Annotated in this window: 13 protein-coding genes; 10 read left to right on the forward strand and 3 right to left on the reverse strand. The window is 72.3% G+C overall.

Annotated features, from left to right (window positions below; genetic code table 11):
- Window positions 1-26 precede the first annotated feature (26 nt).
- Together ACFZBU_RS17555 and ACFZBU_RS17560 are read right to left on the reverse strand one after the other, a co-directional pair.
- A complete protein-coding gene (locus ACFZBU_RS17555) occupies window positions 27-2,411 on the reverse strand; it encodes an FtsX-like permease family protein (RefSeq protein WP_391584480.1) in 2,385 nt (794 codons plus the stop codon).
- Entirely contained in the window at window positions 2,408-3,100 is a 693-nt protein-coding gene (locus tag ACFZBU_RS17560; protein ID WP_391584481.1) for an ABC transporter ATP-binding protein, read from the reverse strand. Before ACFZBU_RS17560 ends, ACFZBU_RS17555 begins: the two co-directional genes overlap by 4 nt.
- Before the next feature lie 184 nt (window positions 3,101-3,284).
- Here ACFZBU_RS17560 and ACFZBU_RS17565 point away from each other — a divergent pair, with 184 nt between their 5' ends.
- From ACFZBU_RS17565 to ACFZBU_RS17595, 7 genes are all read left to right on the forward strand, one after another.
- On the forward strand, window positions 3,285-4,622 hold the full coding sequence (locus ACFZBU_RS17565) for a sensor histidine kinase (protein ID WP_391584482.1): 1,338 nt from the start codon (window positions 3,285-3,287) through the stop codon (window positions 4,620-4,622).
- The gene (locus ACFZBU_RS17570; protein ID WP_391584483.1) at window positions 4,607-5,296 is read left to right on the forward strand and encodes a response regulator; all 690 of its coding nucleotides are present in this window, start codon (window positions 4,607-4,609) and stop codon (window positions 5,294-5,296) included. Before ACFZBU_RS17565 ends, ACFZBU_RS17570 begins: the two co-directional genes overlap by 16 nt.
- Before the next feature lie 130 nt (window positions 5,297-5,426).
- Complete coding sequence (locus ACFZBU_RS17575; protein ID WP_391584484.1) at window positions 5,427-6,632, forward strand: sensor histidine kinase; 1,206 nt, start codon at window positions 5,427-5,429, stop codon at window positions 6,630-6,632.
- Window positions 6,629-7,294: a response regulator gene (locus ACFZBU_RS17580; protein WP_391584485.1), complete on the forward strand. Its 666-nt coding sequence runs from the start codon at window positions 6,629-6,631 to the stop codon at window positions 7,292-7,294. Before ACFZBU_RS17575 ends, ACFZBU_RS17580 begins: the two co-directional genes overlap by 4 nt.
- Before the next feature lie 297 nt (window positions 7,295-7,591).
- Window positions 7,592-9,775 (forward strand): MMPL family transporter, encoded by a 2,184-nt coding sequence (locus tag ACFZBU_RS17585; protein WP_391584486.1) that lies wholly within the window; start codon window positions 7,592-7,594, stop codon window positions 9,773-9,775.
- A gap of 547 nt (window positions 9,776-10,322) precedes the next feature.
- Entirely contained in the window at window positions 10,323-10,658 is a 336-nt protein-coding gene (locus ACFZBU_RS17590) for an Lsr2 family protein (RefSeq protein ID WP_391584487.1), read from the forward strand.
- 649 nt (window positions 10,659-11,307) lie between these two features.
- The gene (locus ACFZBU_RS17595; RefSeq protein WP_391584488.1) at window positions 11,308-11,892 is read left to right on the forward strand and encodes a YdeI family protein; all 585 of its coding nucleotides are present in this window, start codon (window positions 11,308-11,310) and stop codon (window positions 11,890-11,892) included.
- 322 nt (window positions 11,893-12,214) lie between these two features.
- Here ACFZBU_RS17595 and ACFZBU_RS17600 read toward each other — a convergent pair whose 3' ends face one another.
- Window positions 12,215-13,111, reverse strand: coding sequence for a D-hexose-6-phosphate mutarotase (locus ACFZBU_RS17600; protein WP_391584489.1), 897 nt, complete (start codon window positions 13,109-13,111; stop codon window positions 12,215-12,217).
- A gap of 322 nt (window positions 13,112-13,433) precedes the next feature.
- On the opposite strand from ACFZBU_RS17600, the gene ACFZBU_RS17605 reads away from it, so the two are divergent.
- From ACFZBU_RS17605 to ACFZBU_RS17615, 3 genes are read left to right on the forward strand one after another with little or no spacing between them, the layout of a single operon-like run.
- On the forward strand, window positions 13,434-13,931 hold the full coding sequence (locus ACFZBU_RS17605) for a hypothetical protein (protein ID WP_391584744.1): 498 nt from the start codon (window positions 13,434-13,436) through the stop codon (window positions 13,929-13,931).
- The gene (locus ACFZBU_RS17610) at window positions 13,901-15,319 is read left to right on the forward strand and encodes a hypothetical protein (protein ID WP_391584490.1); all 1,419 of its coding nucleotides are present in this window, start codon (window positions 13,901-13,903) and stop codon (window positions 15,317-15,319) included. The genes ACFZBU_RS17605 and ACFZBU_RS17610 overlap by 31 nt, the downstream gene beginning before the upstream one ends.
- A complete protein-coding gene (locus ACFZBU_RS17615) occupies window positions 15,316-16,863 on the forward strand; it encodes a VWA domain-containing protein (protein WP_391584491.1) in 1,548 nt (515 codons plus the stop codon). The genes ACFZBU_RS17610 and ACFZBU_RS17615 overlap by 4 nt, the downstream gene beginning before the upstream one ends.
- Window positions 16,864-16,874: the final 11 nt, after the last annotated feature.

Genomic DNA, 16,874 nt, shown 5'->3' on the forward strand with positions numbered 1-16,874 from the left:
AGCCGCCGCGCGCCGCCGACGCCGGGCTACTCCGTGCGCAGTGCGGTCGCGGTGCGTGCCCGAGCCGCCCAGCCCGCCGGAACGGCCGCGCCCAGGACCGCGATCACCACGCCCGCGAGTCCCAGCAGGATCAGTTCCGGCGGGCTGTACACGTCGAGGATGCTCGGCGGCAGGTTGGTGCCGGCGGCATGTCCCATCACCGGGAGCACGTAGGCGTGCAGCGCGAATCCGGCGGGCACGCCGATCAGCCCGCCGAGCAGACCGATGCCGGCCACCGAGGCGAGGACCAGGCCCAGGGTCTGCCTCGGCGTCATGCCCACGGCCTTGCACACACCGATGTCGTGGACCCGCTCGCGGGTGTCCAGGACCACCGAATTGAGCACCCCGAGCGCCGCCACGGCGACCAGCATCAGGGTGAGCAGGGCGGCCATCGCATCCAGGATCAGGATCAGGCCCTCGGCCTCGGACGGGGAGTTGACCAGCACCTCGCCGCCCGCCGGACGCAACACCGCGCCCAGTTGTTCGGCGTATTCGGCGGGCCGCACGCCCGACTTCGGCTCGACCAGGTACACGTCGGGACGGGCCGCGGCGAAGCCGGCGAGGTCGGCATGGATGCGCTTGCCGTCGTCCGAGGTGTCGAACGCCTCGCCGACGATCCGAAGCGTCTGCGTGTCGCCCCGATACGTCACCCGAACCGTGTCGCCGATCCGGGTGCCGGTGCGGTCCAGGAAACGGGTGGGCACCACGGCCTCGCCGGGACCGCCGAGCCAGCGCCCGGAGATCATCTCGTAGCGGCCGGATCGCGCATCGCCCTGATACAGGTTCGCCCGGACCGAACCGGCGATGCCGGCCACGGTGACCTCCGTCTGGGCCAGGCCGTAGTACGAGGCGGTGCCCGGCTGCGCCTCGATCGCGGCGCGGACCCGGGCCGGATCGACGGCGGGTCCGGCGGCGCCGCCCTCCCCGGGAGGCGGCCCCCCGCCCGGTTCACCGGGCCCACCGTGTGCGGCATTGCCGATGACGGTGATCGCGGCGCGGTCCTCCGGATCCTGCGCCTTCGCGACCGCGTTCAGGGACGACGTCAGCCCCACCGCGAAGGTCGCCGCGACCGTGCCGAAGGCCACCGCGAGCAACATCGCGATCATCCGCACCGGATGCGCGAACGGACTCGCGAGCCCGTACGTCACCGCCCGCGGCAACGGCAGCCTGCCCGCCGCGCGGTGCGCCCACCGGCCCCGCCCGGTACGCGGCGCCCGGCCGATCGCGATGGCCTCGACCGTACGCAGCCGACCGGCCCGCAGCGCCGGCACCAGCGCCGCGACCGCGACGACGAGCAACGCGGCGGCGGGCACCACGACATCCACCCACCAGGCCACCGACAGCGAGGTGTCCCCGTACACCTGCTCGGTGTCCGCCAGCAGCGGCAGCGCCATCAGGTTGCCCAGCGCCACGCCCAGCGCGATGCCGACGCCGGCCGGGATCAACGCCTGGGCCACATAGGCGCGGACGACCTCGCGCGGGGTGAACCCGATCGCCTTGAGGATGCCGATCCGGCGCAGCCCGGTACCGACCGCGCCGCTGACCACGCTGCCGACGATGATCACCGACATCGCGATGCCGAGCGCGCCGAACGCCATCAGGAACGGGATGGTCGGCGCGGCGTTGCGATCGGCGGAGCGCTTGGTGTCCAGGTACGACTGGCTGCCCAGCAGTGCGCCGGCGGGGACCGCGGCGGTCAGGCGAGCCCTGGCGGCGGCGATGTCGCCGCCGGTGCCCGCCGCGGCGAAGCGGTAGAGCATCTGCGTGGTGAGCGGGCCGGCCGCCGAAGCCAACGCGGTGGCCTGCTCGGGCGTGGCCCACGCGTCGGCGGTCCGGCTCGCGGACATGGCGATCCCCACGACGGTCAGGGTCGGTGCGTCCGCGGCGTCCGATCCGCGCAGCGTGGCACCGAGGTCGATGTCGGGGCCGGTGAAGGCGGCGGACAGGACGATCTCGCCCGGGCCGGTCGCCCATCGGCCGGACCTCAGGTCCAGGTCGTCCACCTCGGCCGCCGGCCCGGACCGCCCGACCACGGTCAGCGCCGGCAGATGCCCGCCGTCGCGGACCACCGGATGGATCGTCGTCGCCGGGAACGGGCCCGCGGAAGCGGTGACCCCGCTCGACCGCCCGGTGGCGCGCAGTTGCGCGGCACCCACCGCGGCCGGGTCGAACTGCACGCTCAGGTGCGCGCCGTGCTGGTGCGCGAAGGCGTGGTCGAAGGGTGCGCTCGCGGCGACCATGAGCGATCCGGCGACCACGGCCGAGGCGACGGCCATCATCGTGGCCAACGCGACCACCAGGGCCTGCACCCGCCGCCGGCCCACGCCGGCGCGTACCACCCGGCCCAGCGCGCCGGTGCCGAAGCCGCTCATCGCAGGGCCTCCGCATTCGTGTCGAGCGCGAGGTGTCCGTCGACCAGATGGATCGTGCGGCTCGCACACGCCCGGGCCAGCGCCAGGTCGTGGGTGACCAGCACGATGGTCTGGCCGTCCCGGTGCAGATCCACCAGCAACTCCCGTACGTCGTGCCCCGATGCGGTGTCCAGCGCACCGGTCGGTTCGTCCGCGAGCAGCAGCGCGGGCCGATTCACCAGGGCCCGGGCCACCGCGACCCGCTGGCGTTCGCCGCCGGACAACCGGCCCGGGTAGGCGCCGGCGTGCCGTGCGATGCCCAGTACCTCCATCAGCTCGCCGGCGCGGGCCGCCGCCTTGCGTCGGGAGGTACCGGTCAACTGGGCGGGGAGGCGGATGTTGTCCTCGACCGTGAGGTCGTCCAGCAGATTGAAGAACTGGAAGACCATGCCGATGTGTTCGCGGCGGAAGTGGGCCAGCGCGTGCTCGCTCAGTTCGTCGATGCGGCGCCCGGCCACGGTCACCGTGCCCGCGCTCGGCCGGTCCAGGCCGGCGACCAGGTTGAGCAGCGTGGACTTGCCGCTGCCGGAGGGGCCGGTGATCGCGAGCGCCTCGCCCCGCGCGACGCCGAGGTCGAGCGGTCCGAGCGCGGGCGCGCCGGCGCTGTCGTAGCGCTTGGCCACGCCCGCCAGTTCGATCACGTGGGTCATGGGATTCGTCCGTCCTTACCGTCGGGAGGCGCCGTGTCCTTGCCGGCCCAGCGAACGTAGGGGCGGCAGCCGGGCCGGCGCGTCGGCCGGCCAACCGACATTCGGCCCTTCCCGCGGAGGACCCGGGCGCGGGGTCATCCCTGCGAAGTACTCCGCGAAGACCGGACCTTGGTCGCGCAGACGGATGCGGCCCGATGTGGGCCGGTCGCACAATGAACCGGTGGATACGCAAGAGGAGCCGGCGGTCCGGCGCGGATGGCGGGCGCGACTGGCGATCGCGCTGCGCCAGGAGCCGGGGCAGGGCCCGCTCCCGCGCCGGGCGGTGCGCGTCGACGCGGTGTTGGCGGTCGGGCTGACCGTGCTCGCCCTGATCGTGGCGGCCCGGTACCCCGACAGCGGGCCGATCCAGGACGCGCGGCAGGTCGATCCCTTCGAACCTCCGCCGCCGCCTCCGCTGCCGCGTGAGATCTGGATGCCGGATGAACGCTCGCCGGTGCCCTGGCCGTTGGTGCTGCTCTCCGCGCTGCCGCTGGTGATGCGACGTCGATACCCGCTGACCGCGTTCGCCGCGGTGTTGTGTGGGGCGGTGGCCATCGGTGAGGACGACGCGTCCTGGATCAACGTGCTGACCTGCGTGATCGGCGCCTACAGCGCCGTCGTCTACAGCCGCTACCGGATGCGTGCGATATGCGTGTTGGTGGGCGCAGCCGTGCTGGCGGGCGTCGCGTTCCGGGACTCGGCCCCGATCCTGCCGGGCTGGTCGAGTCCGGGCTTCGTGCTGCTGGTCGCGGGGGCGATGGCCGGGCTGGTGCTGTTCTGGCAACGGGAGTTGGCGGCCGGCCGGGATCGGTACAGCCGGCTTCAGCAGGCCCAGCACGAGGCCATGCGCCGGGCCGTCGAGGAGGAGCGCTCCCGGATCGCCGCCGAATTGCACGACGTCGTGACGCACAATGTCAGCGTGATGGTGATCCAGGCGGGCGCGGCGCGCAAGGTGATGGACGCGGCGCCGGAACGCTCGAAGGAGGCGCTGCTCGCGGTCGAGGCCGGCGGGCGGGCGGCGATGGCCGAACTGCGCCATGTGATGGGGCTGCTCGCCGCCGACGAGCACGAGCGCCCCGACGACCTCGAACCCCAGCCCGGACTCGACCGGTTGCACGAGCTGATCGAGCGGGTACGCGCGGCCGGGACGCCGGTGCGCGTCGCGATGTCGTTGCCGCCGGACCCGCTGCTGCCCGGGGTGGACCTGGCCGCGTATCGCGTGGTGCAGGAGGCGCTGACCAATACGATCAAGCATGCGCCCGGCTCGTCCGCGAGTGTCGTCCTCGGCTACGCCGACGACTGCCTGGAGATCGAGGTCACCGACACCGGTGGTGCAGCCGGTGGCCCGACGATGGACGGCAACGGCCGCGGGCTGATCGGCCTGCGCGAGCGGTTGGCCCTCTACGGTGGCGAGTTGACCGCCGGCCCGACGCTCACGGGCGGGTATCGGATCCGGGCCCGAGTCCCGTGGCGGACCGCGTGAACCGGCCCGCGCTGCGCGTGGTGATCGCCGACGACCAGGCACTGGTGCGGACCGGATTCGGGATGATCCTGGCCTCGGACGGAATCGAGGTGGCGGCCGAGGCGGCGAACGGCACCGAGGCGATCGCCGCGGTGCGGCGCACCCGGCCCGACGTGGTGCTCATGGACATCCGCATGCCGCAGATGGACGGCATCGAGGCCACCCGGCGCATCCTGGCCGACGGCGGCTCGGCCGGCACCCGGGTGATCATCCTGACCACGTACGATCTGGACCACTACGTCTACGCCGCGCTCACCGCCGGGGCCAGCGGCTTCCTGCTCAAGGACGTCACGCCCGAGCAACTGGTCGCCGCCGTGTGCCTGGTGCAGGCCGGCGACGCCCTGCTCGCGCCGACCATCACCCGCCGGCTGATCGAGCGCTTCGCGCACCGCGACGAGCCGCGCGCGACACCGCCGCGCGACCTGTCCGAATTGACCCCGCGCGAACTGGAGGTGCTGCGGCTGCTCGCGACCGGCCTGAGCAACGCCGAACTCGCGGAGCGCCTGTCGCTGAGCCCGACCACGGTCAAGACGCACATCGGCCGCATCCTGTCGAAACTGAACCTGCGCGACCGGGTGCAGGCGGTGGTCCTGGCCTACGAGACGGGACTGATCGCGCCGGGCGGCGGCGCCTAGCCTCGCCGGGCGGTCCGGCGGTCCGGCGGTTTGGCGGTCGCGCGGTCGGGCGATTCGGGGGTGGGTCGGGTGGCCGGCCGCCCGACCGATCCCGGCTGCGCCGGCCCGTGCGCCCCCTATGCTGCCGATCATGGGCAGCGTTTTGCGAATACCCGCGTGGGTGCCGCGCGGTCGGACCTCGGACGTGGCGCTCGCGGCCGCCGTGGGCGTGCTCGTGGTGGCGTTCACGCTCGTGGACATGGTGCCGATGGACAACACCGACCTGGTGGGCCTGGTGCCCGTCGTCGCTGCGTGCGCCGCGTTGTTCGTGCGCCGGGACCACCCGATCGCGGTGCTGCTGCTGACGCTGCTGGCGAACGCGGTGTACTACCCGTTCGTGGTGACCGACGGCCCGATCTTCGTGACCTTCGCCGTGGCGCTGTACAGCGCGGCGGCCGAGGGGCACCTGGTGATCGGCACGATCGTGGGCGTCGGGTTCGCCACCGCGATCGGCATCTCGGAATACTCGAGCGGCGAGAACCACCTCGCGGATGCCGCGCTGTTCCTGCTGTACGGCTGGATCGTCGCGGTGATCGCACTCGGCGGCATGCTGCACAACCGCAACGCCTTCCTGGCCGAGGCGCAGCGCCGCGCCGCCGAGGCCGAGCACACCCTGGAGGAGGAGGCCCGACGCCGGGCGGTGGAGGAACGTCTGCGGATCGCGCGGGAGTTGCACGACGTGCTCGGCCATCACCTGTCGCTGATCAACGTGCAGTCCGGCGCCGCCCTGCACGGCTTCGCGCGCGCTCCGGACCGGGCCGAACAGGCACTCGACGCGATCAAGCGAACCAGCCGCGACGCGCTGCGCGAACTGCGTGAGACCCTCGGCGTGTTGCGCCAGGTGGACGAGGAGGCGCCGACGGCACCCGCGCCGAGCCTGGCCGCCCTGGACGAGCTGGTCGCCCACCTGGGTCGGGCGGGAGTCCAGGTGCGCCTGGAACTCCCGCACGGAATGCGACCGTTGCCGCCGGCGGTGGACCTGGCCGCGTATCGGATCGTGCAGGAGGCGCTGACCAATGTGACCCGACACTCGGGAGCGGCATCGGCCGTGGTGCGGATCGAATTCGAGGAGAGACGAGTGCGGGTGCGAATCGACGACGAGGGACGCGGCGGCGGGACGGGATTCGCTACCGGTTCGGGGGAACCCGCCGGGAGCGGCCGCGGTTCCGGCAGTGGGGTCGCGGGGATGGGCGAGCGGGCTCGGGCGCTGGGTGGGGAGTTCGACGCCGGGGCGCGGCCCGGCGGCGGGTACCGGGTCAGCGCCTCGCTGCCGCTGCGTCGGGAGGGCGTGGCGTGATCCGGGTCCTGCTCGCCGACGATCAGGCGCTGGTCCGGGCCGGCCTGCGCTGGATCCTGGACAACGAGGACGACCTCACCGTGGTCGGCGAGGCCGGCGACGGCGCGGACGCGGTCCGGCTCGCCGGCGAACTGCGCCCGGACGTGGTGCTGATGGACATCCGGATGCCGCGCGTGGACGGCCTGGAGGCGGCCCGACGAATCATCGCCGACGCGCGGCTGGCCGAGGTCCGGGTGGTCATCCTGACCACGTTCGACCTGGACGAGTACGTGTACGGTGCGCTGCGTGCGGGCGCGAGCGGCTTCCTGGTCAAGGACACCGAACCGGTCGAACTGATCCACGGCGTACGGGTGGTCGCGCGCGGCGATGCGCTGATCTCGCCCACGATCACCCGCCGGCTGATCGCCGAGTTCGCGGGCCGGGTCGCGCCGCCGGAACCCGACCCGCGGGTGGGGGCGTTGACCGATCGCGAACGCGAGGTGATGGCGCTGGTCGCGGCCGGACTGTCCAACGACGAGATCGCGGCGCGGCTCGGGCTGAGCCCGGCGACGGCCAAGACGCACGTGAGTCGCATCATGTCCAAGACCGAGGTCCGGGACCGGGCCCAACTGGTGGTGCTGGCCTACGAGTCGGGAATGGTGACGCCCGGCTGGCTGGGCTGACCCCGACTCGGATCCCGGCCCGGCGCTCGACGCGGGGCCCCGCCTCGACCCGGGTCGGTCGGGGCCCGGTCGGAGGTCGATCACGGGTGATTCGGCGGGGTTTCGGCGGCGTTCGGGAGGCGACCCACAACCGGGGGTGTACACCGGTCGCAACCGTGGGGGTATGCGCCGATCCGGCGGGCTCACCGGGGGCGTCCGTGCGTACCGTGCCTGGGCAGGACGTTCGACGGCGGTTCCGCCGAGAGGCTTGTGGACAGCGCAACACCACGTCCCCAAGCCCTCCGGCGGGAGCACATCATGTCCGAGTCCCCGGTTTCATATCCTTCGCCCGGCGTCGACGCCGATCCACCGCCTTCGCGACGCGCCCGCCGCCCGAGCGTGTTCGAGCGCATCGCGACCTGGGCCCACCGGCGTCGCAAGGCGGCCCTGCTGGTGTGGGTCGCGGTGCTGATCGCGGTGAGCGGCATCGCGATGGCGGTGGGCAGCGACTACCACAACGACTTCTCGCTCCCGGGCACCGAGTCGCAGCACGCCGCCGACACGTTGAAGCGGCACGGCGCCACGCAGGCCGGCGACAGCGTGCAGATCGTCCTGCACGACAGGACGCCGGTGTCCGCGCCGGCGACCCGCGATCGGGTCGAGCGCATGCTCGGCGCGGTGCGCGACCTGCCGCACGTCGCGGAGGTACGCAGCCCGTACGCCGACGCGGGCGCGGTCTCCCGGGACGGACTGACCGCATACGCGACGGTGACCCTGGACGGAGTGGGCACCGACGTACCCAAGGACGCGGTCCGCAAGATCATCGACACCGCCCAGGACGCCGAGACGCGCGACGCGACGTTGCGGGTGGAACTGGGCGGCGACCAGATCCGGGGCGCCCAGGAGGGCGGCGGCGGTGCGGCCGAGGGTGTGGGCATGCTCGGCGCACTGATCGTGCTCGTGTTCCTGTTCGGTTCGCTGGTGGCCGCGGCCGTACCGTTGTTGACCGCGATCTTCGCCGTCGGCAGCACCCTCGGCGTGGTCGTGCTCGCGTCGCACCTGGCCGCCATCGCCGACTTCACACCGCCGGTGATGCTGCTGGTGGGCCTGGGCGTCGGGGTGGACTACGCGCTGCTCATCTTCTCCCGCTACCGGGCCGAACTGCTGCGCGGCGCGGACGCCGAGCAGGCGACCCGGCGCGCCCTGGACACCGCCGGTCGGACCGTGTTCTTCGCGGCCTGCACGGTGATCATCGCCCTGCTCGGCCTGGTCACGCTGGGCCTGGGCTCGCTGCGGGGCGTGGCGCTCGCGGTGGCCCTGACCGTACTGATGACCATGCTCGCGTCGTTGACCCTGCTGCCCGCACTGCTCGGCCTGTTCGGCAAGCGCATCAAGCGCAACGTCGAGCGGCGCGCGGCGAAGGCGAAGGTGGCCGAGGGCACCAGGTGGCGTGCCTGGGCGGCAGGGGTGCAGCGGCGCCCGTGGATCGCGCTGATCGTCCCGGTCGTCGCACTGGTCGGGTTGAGCGCACCGGCGGTCGACATGCGGCTCGGCTTCGCGGACGCGGGCAACGACGCGGCGGCCAAGACCAGTCGGCAGGCGTACGACCTGCTGGCGAAGGGGTTCGGGCCCGGCTTCAACGGGCCGCTGTTCGTGGTCGTCGAGGGCGACGGCGGCGCCGCGGAGCGTACCCGGGCGACCCTCGAAGGCACGCCGGGCATCGTCGCGGTCAGCCCGGTCCTGCCGTCCGGCGACCCGAGCGTGTCCACGGTGATCGCCTACCCGAAGTCCGCACCCCAGGACGAGGCGACCACCGAACTGGTCGAGCATCTGCGCCGGGACGTGATGCCGACGGTGGAGCGGGGCACCGGCGCGACCGTCCTGGTCGGCGGCGGCACGGCCGCGGTCGAGGACTTCGCGGCCAAGGTGGCCGACCGACTGCCGCTGTTCGTGGCGATCGTGGTGGGCCTGTCGTTCGTGCTGCTCCTGCTGGTCTTCCGGTCGATTCTGGTGCCGCTCAAGGCGGCACTGCTCAATCTGCTCAGCATCGGCGCCGCGATGGGTGTGATCACGCTGGTCTTCCAACACGGCATGTTCGGCGTGCAGGAGGGACCGATCGAGGCGTTCATCCCGGTGATGATCTTCGCAATCGTCTTCGGACTCTCGATGGACTACGAGGTCTTCCTGGTCGCCCGCATCCACGAGGAGTGGCAGCGCACGCAGGACGCCGGGCACGCGGTCCGCGAGGGGCTGGCGACCACGGGCCGGGTGATCACCGCCGCGGCGGCCATCATGATCGTGGTTTTCGGCGCCTTCGTCCTGAGCGAGGACCGCATGCTGCAACAGTTCGGCTTGGGCCTGGCGGTGGCGATCCTGCTCGACGCCCTGGTGATCCGCTGCCTGATCGTGCCCGCGGTGATGCGTCTGCTCGGCCGCAAGGCCTGGTGGCTCCCCAAGTCGCTGGAGCGCGCCCTGCCGACGATCGCCCTGGAACACGGCTGACTGCCACCGCGCCGACCCCGACGGCAACCCCGTCACCCCCGGCGGTGCCGGCGAAGGAGCCCCCTCCTCCGCCGGCACCGCCGCCGCATGCGCGGATTCGGCGCAGTCGAGCCGCGACACCGCCGGACCCGGCCCCATGACGAACCGTGCGACCCACAACGCCGACTCCGGGTCCTGGGATCGTGAGTCCGTCGCCCGCCGGTTCCGATGTGGTGCCCGTACCGGGAGTACGGCACACCCCGTGTGGATCGGCCGGCGGCTCGGGCGGAGAATCACGACTCATTGGCCAATGGGTCTACAGGATGCCTGCCGGCAAATGCCAAGCTTCGGGATCTTCCCGGCGGCCGATCTTTCGCCGGTCGACGGCGAAGACATAAGCGTCTCGGTCTACCACAGGAACTCGCCCCCGGCATTGAGCGCAACGCCGGAGTCGGCCTCGAGTACGGGTGAGATCCCGAGTCGTTATCCCGTCGTCCATTTTCGAGGGGGCCGGACTTCGGGGTATGGGTGTACGATCTCCCCGCTCCCAGGAAGGGGATTCTCAACAATGGCTCAGCGCGTAGTCACGCTCTACACCGATGACGTCACCGGCGAGACCGGTGAAGACATCGCGACCCACACTTTTGCGTTGGATGGCGTCACCTACGAGATCGACCTCGGTGAGGACACCTATCAGCAGTTGCTGGACAAGCTGGCGCCCTACTTCGGTGCCGCTCGCAAGACCGGTACCGCCGCCCGTCGCGGTCGCAAGGGAGCCCGTACCACCGGTCAGGGCCCGGACCCCGTGAAGGTCCGTGAATGGGCGAGGTCGCAGGGCATCGACGTCAATGCGCGCGGTCGGGTTCCCGCGGATCTCATCGAGAGGTACCAGGCCGCGCACTGACGGCCGTCAATCGTTCGCGGGCCACACGGTGTTCGCGTCGGCCGCACCGCGGCGGGACTTTCCCGCGCGGACGATGCCCGGCATCGCCCGGATACGACAACGACCCGGATACGACCACGACCCCGCAGGCGCTCCCGCCGGCGGGGTCGTCGTCGATCCGGTGATCCCGCGCACCGCGTGTGTGCGGACCGGCATCGGCGCAGGAAACGCGCCGGCCATCGGGGAAGGGAAGTTCGGCCGGGCATTGGGCATGGCGAACTCGGCTTCTCCGAAGGCTATTCGAAGCCGCTGCGCCGCTGCCTTTCCGGTAATTCGACGACATTGGTTGCCTCCCGGCGCTTGTTTGTGATCCATAAAGCGGGCGGGCGGCGACCCGGATGAAAGTTGTCCGGTCGGTCGGATACCGATCGGTTGCCGTTCGGTCGGCGGCGCCCGATCGCATCGTTGCGCGACCGACCGACGGCCGACGACCCCGACTCGGGATCCGACCCGGCTCGAACTCGCCCCCGCTGTCGCGGTGAACGCATCGGCGGTCGAAACGCTCCACTGAATCCGGTCGCGGACGGCATGTGGATGCGCCGCCGGCTCGCTATCTTGGGCGGGCGCGGGGGACGCGGTGGGCGGACCTTTCCGACCGAAGGAGTTGCACGTGTCGACGGATCCTGCCTCGACCGAAGCCGAGGTGATCGCCTTCAGGGACGCCGTGGAGTTCGGGGACTGGTTGGAGACACACGGCGACCGCAGTGTCGGAGTGTGGCTGAAGATGGCGAAGAAGGGATCCGGCATCCCATCGTTGACCAGTGACGAGGCGGTCGATGTCGGCCTGTGCCACGGCTGGATCTCGGGCCGGCGCGAGTCCTACGACGAGGTCTACTACCTGCAGAAGTACGTCCCCCGCCGGCCGCGCAGCCGCTGGTCGCGGGTCAACGTGGCCAAGGTCGAGGAGTTGACCGCGGCGGGGCGGATGCGGCCGTCCGGCCTGGCCGAGGTCGAGGCCGCGAAGGCCGACGGGAGATGGGCCGCCGCCTACGAGTCGCAGCGCGACGCCACCGTGCCGCCCGACCTCGCTGCGGCCCTGGCGGCGAGCCCGCAGGCGGCGCAGGCATTCGAAGCGTTCGGCAGGACGCAGCGGTACGCGGTGATCCTGACCCTGCTCACCGCACGCACGCCCGCGACCCGCGCGGCTCGGCTCGCGCGGGCGATGGCCACGCTCGAAGCACGCGACGAATCCTGAACCGACCCGGCGCCGGGCCGCACGGTACCGCGTGGTGGAGCGGTCCGGCGAGGCGGCCGGAACGCGGGCACCGCGCGGGGTTTCGCCGGCCGGGAATGATTCGGCGAGCAGGTAGGTTGTGCAGGTGTCGGTGAGGGTGTGCCCCCGGGCCCAACCATTGCCGCCGTGGAATACCGCTCGGCTGGAGCCACGGTGTGCCTTCCGCCGTGAGGCGGCCACCCTCACCGACCTCGACATCGACGGCGCCGCATACCCCTCGTGGGGCGGCGCCGTTTTTTGTGGCCGGGCCCGTCCCGTCCCATTGGGCTCCGTCGGACGGGGGTCAGGCGTCGGCGGCGATCCGAAGGGTCGCGGTCAGGTGCGTGGGTGCCTGCGGGTCGCTCACCAGCGGCCGGGAGATGCGGGCGGTCTCCACGCAGACGAACTCCCGATAGCCGTCGTCGGGCACATCGGCCATCGTGCGGGTGAGTTCCGCGCCCGGGTTCCACACGACCACGTCGCTGTGCCCGGCATGGTGCACCTCGACGACGCGCTTCCCGGCGGGGTCGTGCAGCCGGCTGACCTCGTCCGGGCGGGTGTAGATGCGGTCGATCCGGTCCGGGAAGGACAGCCCGTCCCGGCCCGTGGCCGGGTCCCGATCGGCGTCCGCCTCGACGGCGAGGACCTTGTCGATGTAGTGCCCGTCCAGACCGGTGACCCGGACGCCGTCGAGGTCGCCGACGCGCAGGTAGGTGTGCAATGCGGCGGTGCTCTCGAAGTCGCCGCGGGCGGTCAGCTCGATCCGGCACTCCCGCCGCCCCAGGGCGAAGCGGGCGACCACCTCGAAGGCGAACGGCCAGTACGCCCGCGACTCCTCGCCGTCCCGCAGGACCAGACTGACGTGCACCCCGTCGTCGTCCTCGCCGCAATCGAGCAGCGTCCACGGCAGGATGCGGGCGAACCCGTGGTTCGGGCGGCCCGCCGGGCCGAACCACGGCCAGCAGATCGGCACGCCGCCGCGCACCGCCCGACCCTCCTCGAAGGTGCCGGTCTCGCTCAGCCACAACACCGGCTCCGCGCCCTGCGGCTGCCAGGCGAGGAGGTGCGCACCCTGGAGGGCGACTGCGGCACGAACGTGCGGGTGGTCCAGTACGACCACATCCAGCGCGCCGAGCCGGCGCAGCGTGAGGTCGGCGTCGAGGCGCCGGACGACGGGAAGGGCGAATACGTCTTCGGGCACGTCAAGGCCTCTCGCGTTCGTCGGGGCGCCGCCGCGCACTGAACTCGCACTGAACCCGCCACGATGCCACAACCGCACCGGCGGACCGTGACCACCCCGCCGGCGAGTCGGGCGACTCCGGCGCCGGCCTTCGCCGAGTCGGCAACTCCCGCGCCTCGGAACGGAAGCCGGGCTCGTATCGGTGGCCCGCGCCTGCGCCGTCTCCCGGCCCGGGGCCGGTTCCCGTGCTGTCGGTGATCGCCAGTACGTTTCAGCCCGTCCCGCCGATCCGGTGGGGCGAACCCCTGGGTGTAAAGGAGATGGTGTGTTCCCGGATGGGGAAATGTGGGAGGCGTCGAGCACGGCGCGGGTGATCCCACCCGCCCGGCCGCGCAAGCTCGCCAAGGTTCCGTTCGTCGAACTGGCCGACGGGCGCCTCCAGGGCGTGGTGTCCAGCGGCTCCGACATCGGACGGGTCTACGTATCGTCGGTCGCGGCGCGCAGCTACGCGTTCGCGTGCAGCACCAACAACAACCGTCCCTGCGGCGGTGCCCGCGGCTCGTTCTGCAAGCACATCGGAGCGTTGATCACCGAGGCGGTGCTCCAGTACGGCGCCGAACGGGTCGCGCGTTACCTGCGGATCGAGCCGGTCGACGCGGCGGACGGCGCACCGGCCATCACCTCGGCCATGACCGCCACCCGCCCGGCGCAGGCCGACGCCACCGCCGCCGCGCCCGTCTTCAGTCGGTTCCTGCGCCACCTCGGATACCTCGAACTGCCCGCCACCACCGAGCCGTTGCCGGAGATGCAGTGGTTCCCGCCGACCAGGGCGGTGGCCTGATGCGCGCCGACCTGCTCGCCGAACCCATTGCCGGACTCGACGAGGCCCTCGCGGTGGTCGAGGCGTTCGACCGGACCCTGATCGGCGGCGTGCTCCGACCCCAGCCCGCCCAGGCCGCCGCGCTGACCGAACTGGCCGCCGCCGTCGCCGGTACACCGCTCGCGTCCCCGGTCGCCGAAGCGGTCGAGAAGGCGGCGGTCGGCGCCGCGAGCGAGGACCACCTGCTGGCCCTCGCCGCCGCCCGCACCGCGCTGCTCGGCGCCGTCCACGACGCCCTCGTCACCCGGGCCGACGAGGCCACCGGTCGAGGCCGCGCCGAGCAACCGGCTGTCGAACCGGGCACGTCCGAGGCCGTCAACCTGCTCGCCGCGGCCCGCGCCTGGCTCGCCGACCTGGCCCGCGCCGGATGGCAGGGCATCGACCACGACCTGGTCTCCGGCGCGGGGCAGGTCGTCTTCGCGATGCTCCCGGACCCGGCGCTGCGTCGCCCGGCCACGCTGTTGGACGGCTTCGCCGCCGAACTCGCGGCGTCCTGCCCCGGCGCCGCCCTGGAACGCATCCCGGTGCGCCGCTGGGCCGACCTGTGGTCGCGGGCGATGCTGCTGACCCGTCCCGGTGCCGCCGGGTCGCCCGCCACCGATACCGTGACCGGCCGGCTGCTGCCGCTCGGCGTCGACCTGCACGAGCACGCGACCGCCGTACAGGCCCAGGTCCACGCGGTGTTCGAGCCCGCCGACGGCAGCACGCCCCGGCTGGTGCGGGCGAGCGTCTCGGTACCCAAGCCGGACACGGTCGTCGGGGTCGGCGTGTGGCAACTACTGCGTCCACACATGTCGTTGCCGGCCGCCGCCGGCGACGGCCGTTCGATGCAGCTGACGGACATGCCGATCACCGCGGAGGGCGACCTGATCTGGAACGAGGCGCACGCGCGACTCGGCGAGCCCGTCGACGCGTTCGCCACCGCCCGGGTCGCGCTGCCCGGCGCCGGCGCCGGGGCGATCGCACCGTTCGACCGGCATCCGGCAGGCATTGCGATACCGGTGTTTCTGGAGGACTACGCCGTGCACCGGGAGGACGGCCGGCTCGCGTTCACGCTCGCCGGACACCGACTCGCCGTGGACACGGATCGCATCCCCACGGCCGGCCCGCTCACTCCCGAAGCCGTCGCCACGTCGAGCGCGTGCATCGGCCTGCTGCGCTGGGACGCCGGCGCCTTCCGGATCCAGCCGCTCGCCGTCGAGACCGTCGTGAAGAAGAAGACCGCCACGATCCACGCCGGCGCCTGGGCCGGCGGCACGGCCGACAAGATGGGCGCCAAGGCCGAGCAGGCCGCCACCGAAGCCGTGCGGGTGTTGCGCGAGCGTGCCGGAAAGTTGCTCCGCACATGACCGGGCCGACCGCGGAACCCACCGCAGAGCCGACCGCCGTACCCACCACCGCGGAATCCGTCGCCGACCCGACGTCCGCACCCACCACCGCGGGAGCCGGCGCCGAGCCGGCCTCCGAACCCGCCGCGGACCCCGCCCTCACATCCGCCGGCGGACCCGCCCCCGAGTCGGTGGCCGACGAGAACCGTCGCCAGGTCCTGTACTGGCGCCTCCTGGCCCGCCTGTTCGACCCCGAGGAGCAGGCGAGCCTCGAATCGGCGAGCATGGCCGTCGTCGAGGACCTCGACCTGCCGCCCGCGCTGCTGGACCCGCAGGCATCCGTCGACGCGATCGTGCAGCGACACCCGGAACTGGCCGCCGAGTTCGACGGCCTGATGGTGCCGGAGCCGGAGCCGGACGGACGCGACCGGGCCGCCGAGGTGCGCCGTGCCGCGCTGGTGTCCAAGGTGCTGCTCAACGTGCTGAGCACCGGATCCGGCACGGTCAGCGCCGGGCAGTTGTCCCGGTGGCAGTCGGACGCCGGGTGGCTGGAGCGCGCCTTCGGCTGCAAGCCCGGCGAACTGCGCGGCGGTCGCCCGGGAGCCGCAGGCCGGGGCGCCGCCCGGACCGGCTCCGGCGGCGGTACCGGAACACCCGATCTCGGCACACTGATCCCGGCGATCGGCCCGGAACTCGCCGCCATCGAGGCGGACCTGGTCAAACGCATGCACCTGCGCGAAGTGCTGGCCGATTCCGGGCTCGCCGCACAGCTGACCCCGAGCATGTCGCTGATCGAGCAACTCCTGCGGGACAAGAACAACCTGTCCGGCGTTGCCCTGGCCAATGCCAAGGACCTGATCCGGCGGTTCGTCGACGAGGTCGCCGAGGTGCTGCGCACCCAACTGGCCAAGGCCGGCGTCGGCACGCTGGACCGCTCGATCCCGCCCAAGCGGGTGTTCCGCAACCTGGACATCGACCGCACGATCTGGAAGAACCTCACCAACTGGAGTCCCGAGGAGGAGCGGTTGTACGTCGACCGCCTCTTCTACCGGCACACCGTCCGCAAGACCACACCCTCGCGGCTGATCGTGGTCGTGGACCAGTCGGGTTCGATGGTCGACTCGATGGTCAACTGCACCATCCTGGCCTCGATCTTCGCCGGGCTGCCGAAGGTGGACGTACACCTGATCGCCTACGACACGCAGGCCATCGACCTCACCCCCTGGGTGCACGACCCGTTCGAAACCCTGCTGCGCACCCAACTCGGCGGCGGCACCGACGGCACGGTCGCCATGGCACTGGCCCGACCCAAGATCGCCGAACCGCGCAACACCGTCGTGGTGTGGATCTCCGACTTCTACGAATGGCACACCGATCGGCTGTTCGACAGCATGGCCGCCGTGCACCGCTCCGGGGCCAAGTTCATCCCGGTCGGCTCGGTGACCAGCTCCGGCCGCGGCAGCGTCAACCCCTGGTTCCGCGAACGCTTCAAGGACCTGGGCACACCGGTGATCTCCGGCCACATCCGCAAGCTCGTCCACGAACTCAAGACGTTCCTCGCCTAGAAAGGCCCTGA

Source organism: Embleya sp. NPDC008237, assembly GCF_042956465.1.
In the GTDB taxonomy this organism is placed as follows: domain Bacteria; phylum Actinomycetota; class Actinomycetes; order Streptomycetales; family Streptomycetaceae; genus Embleya.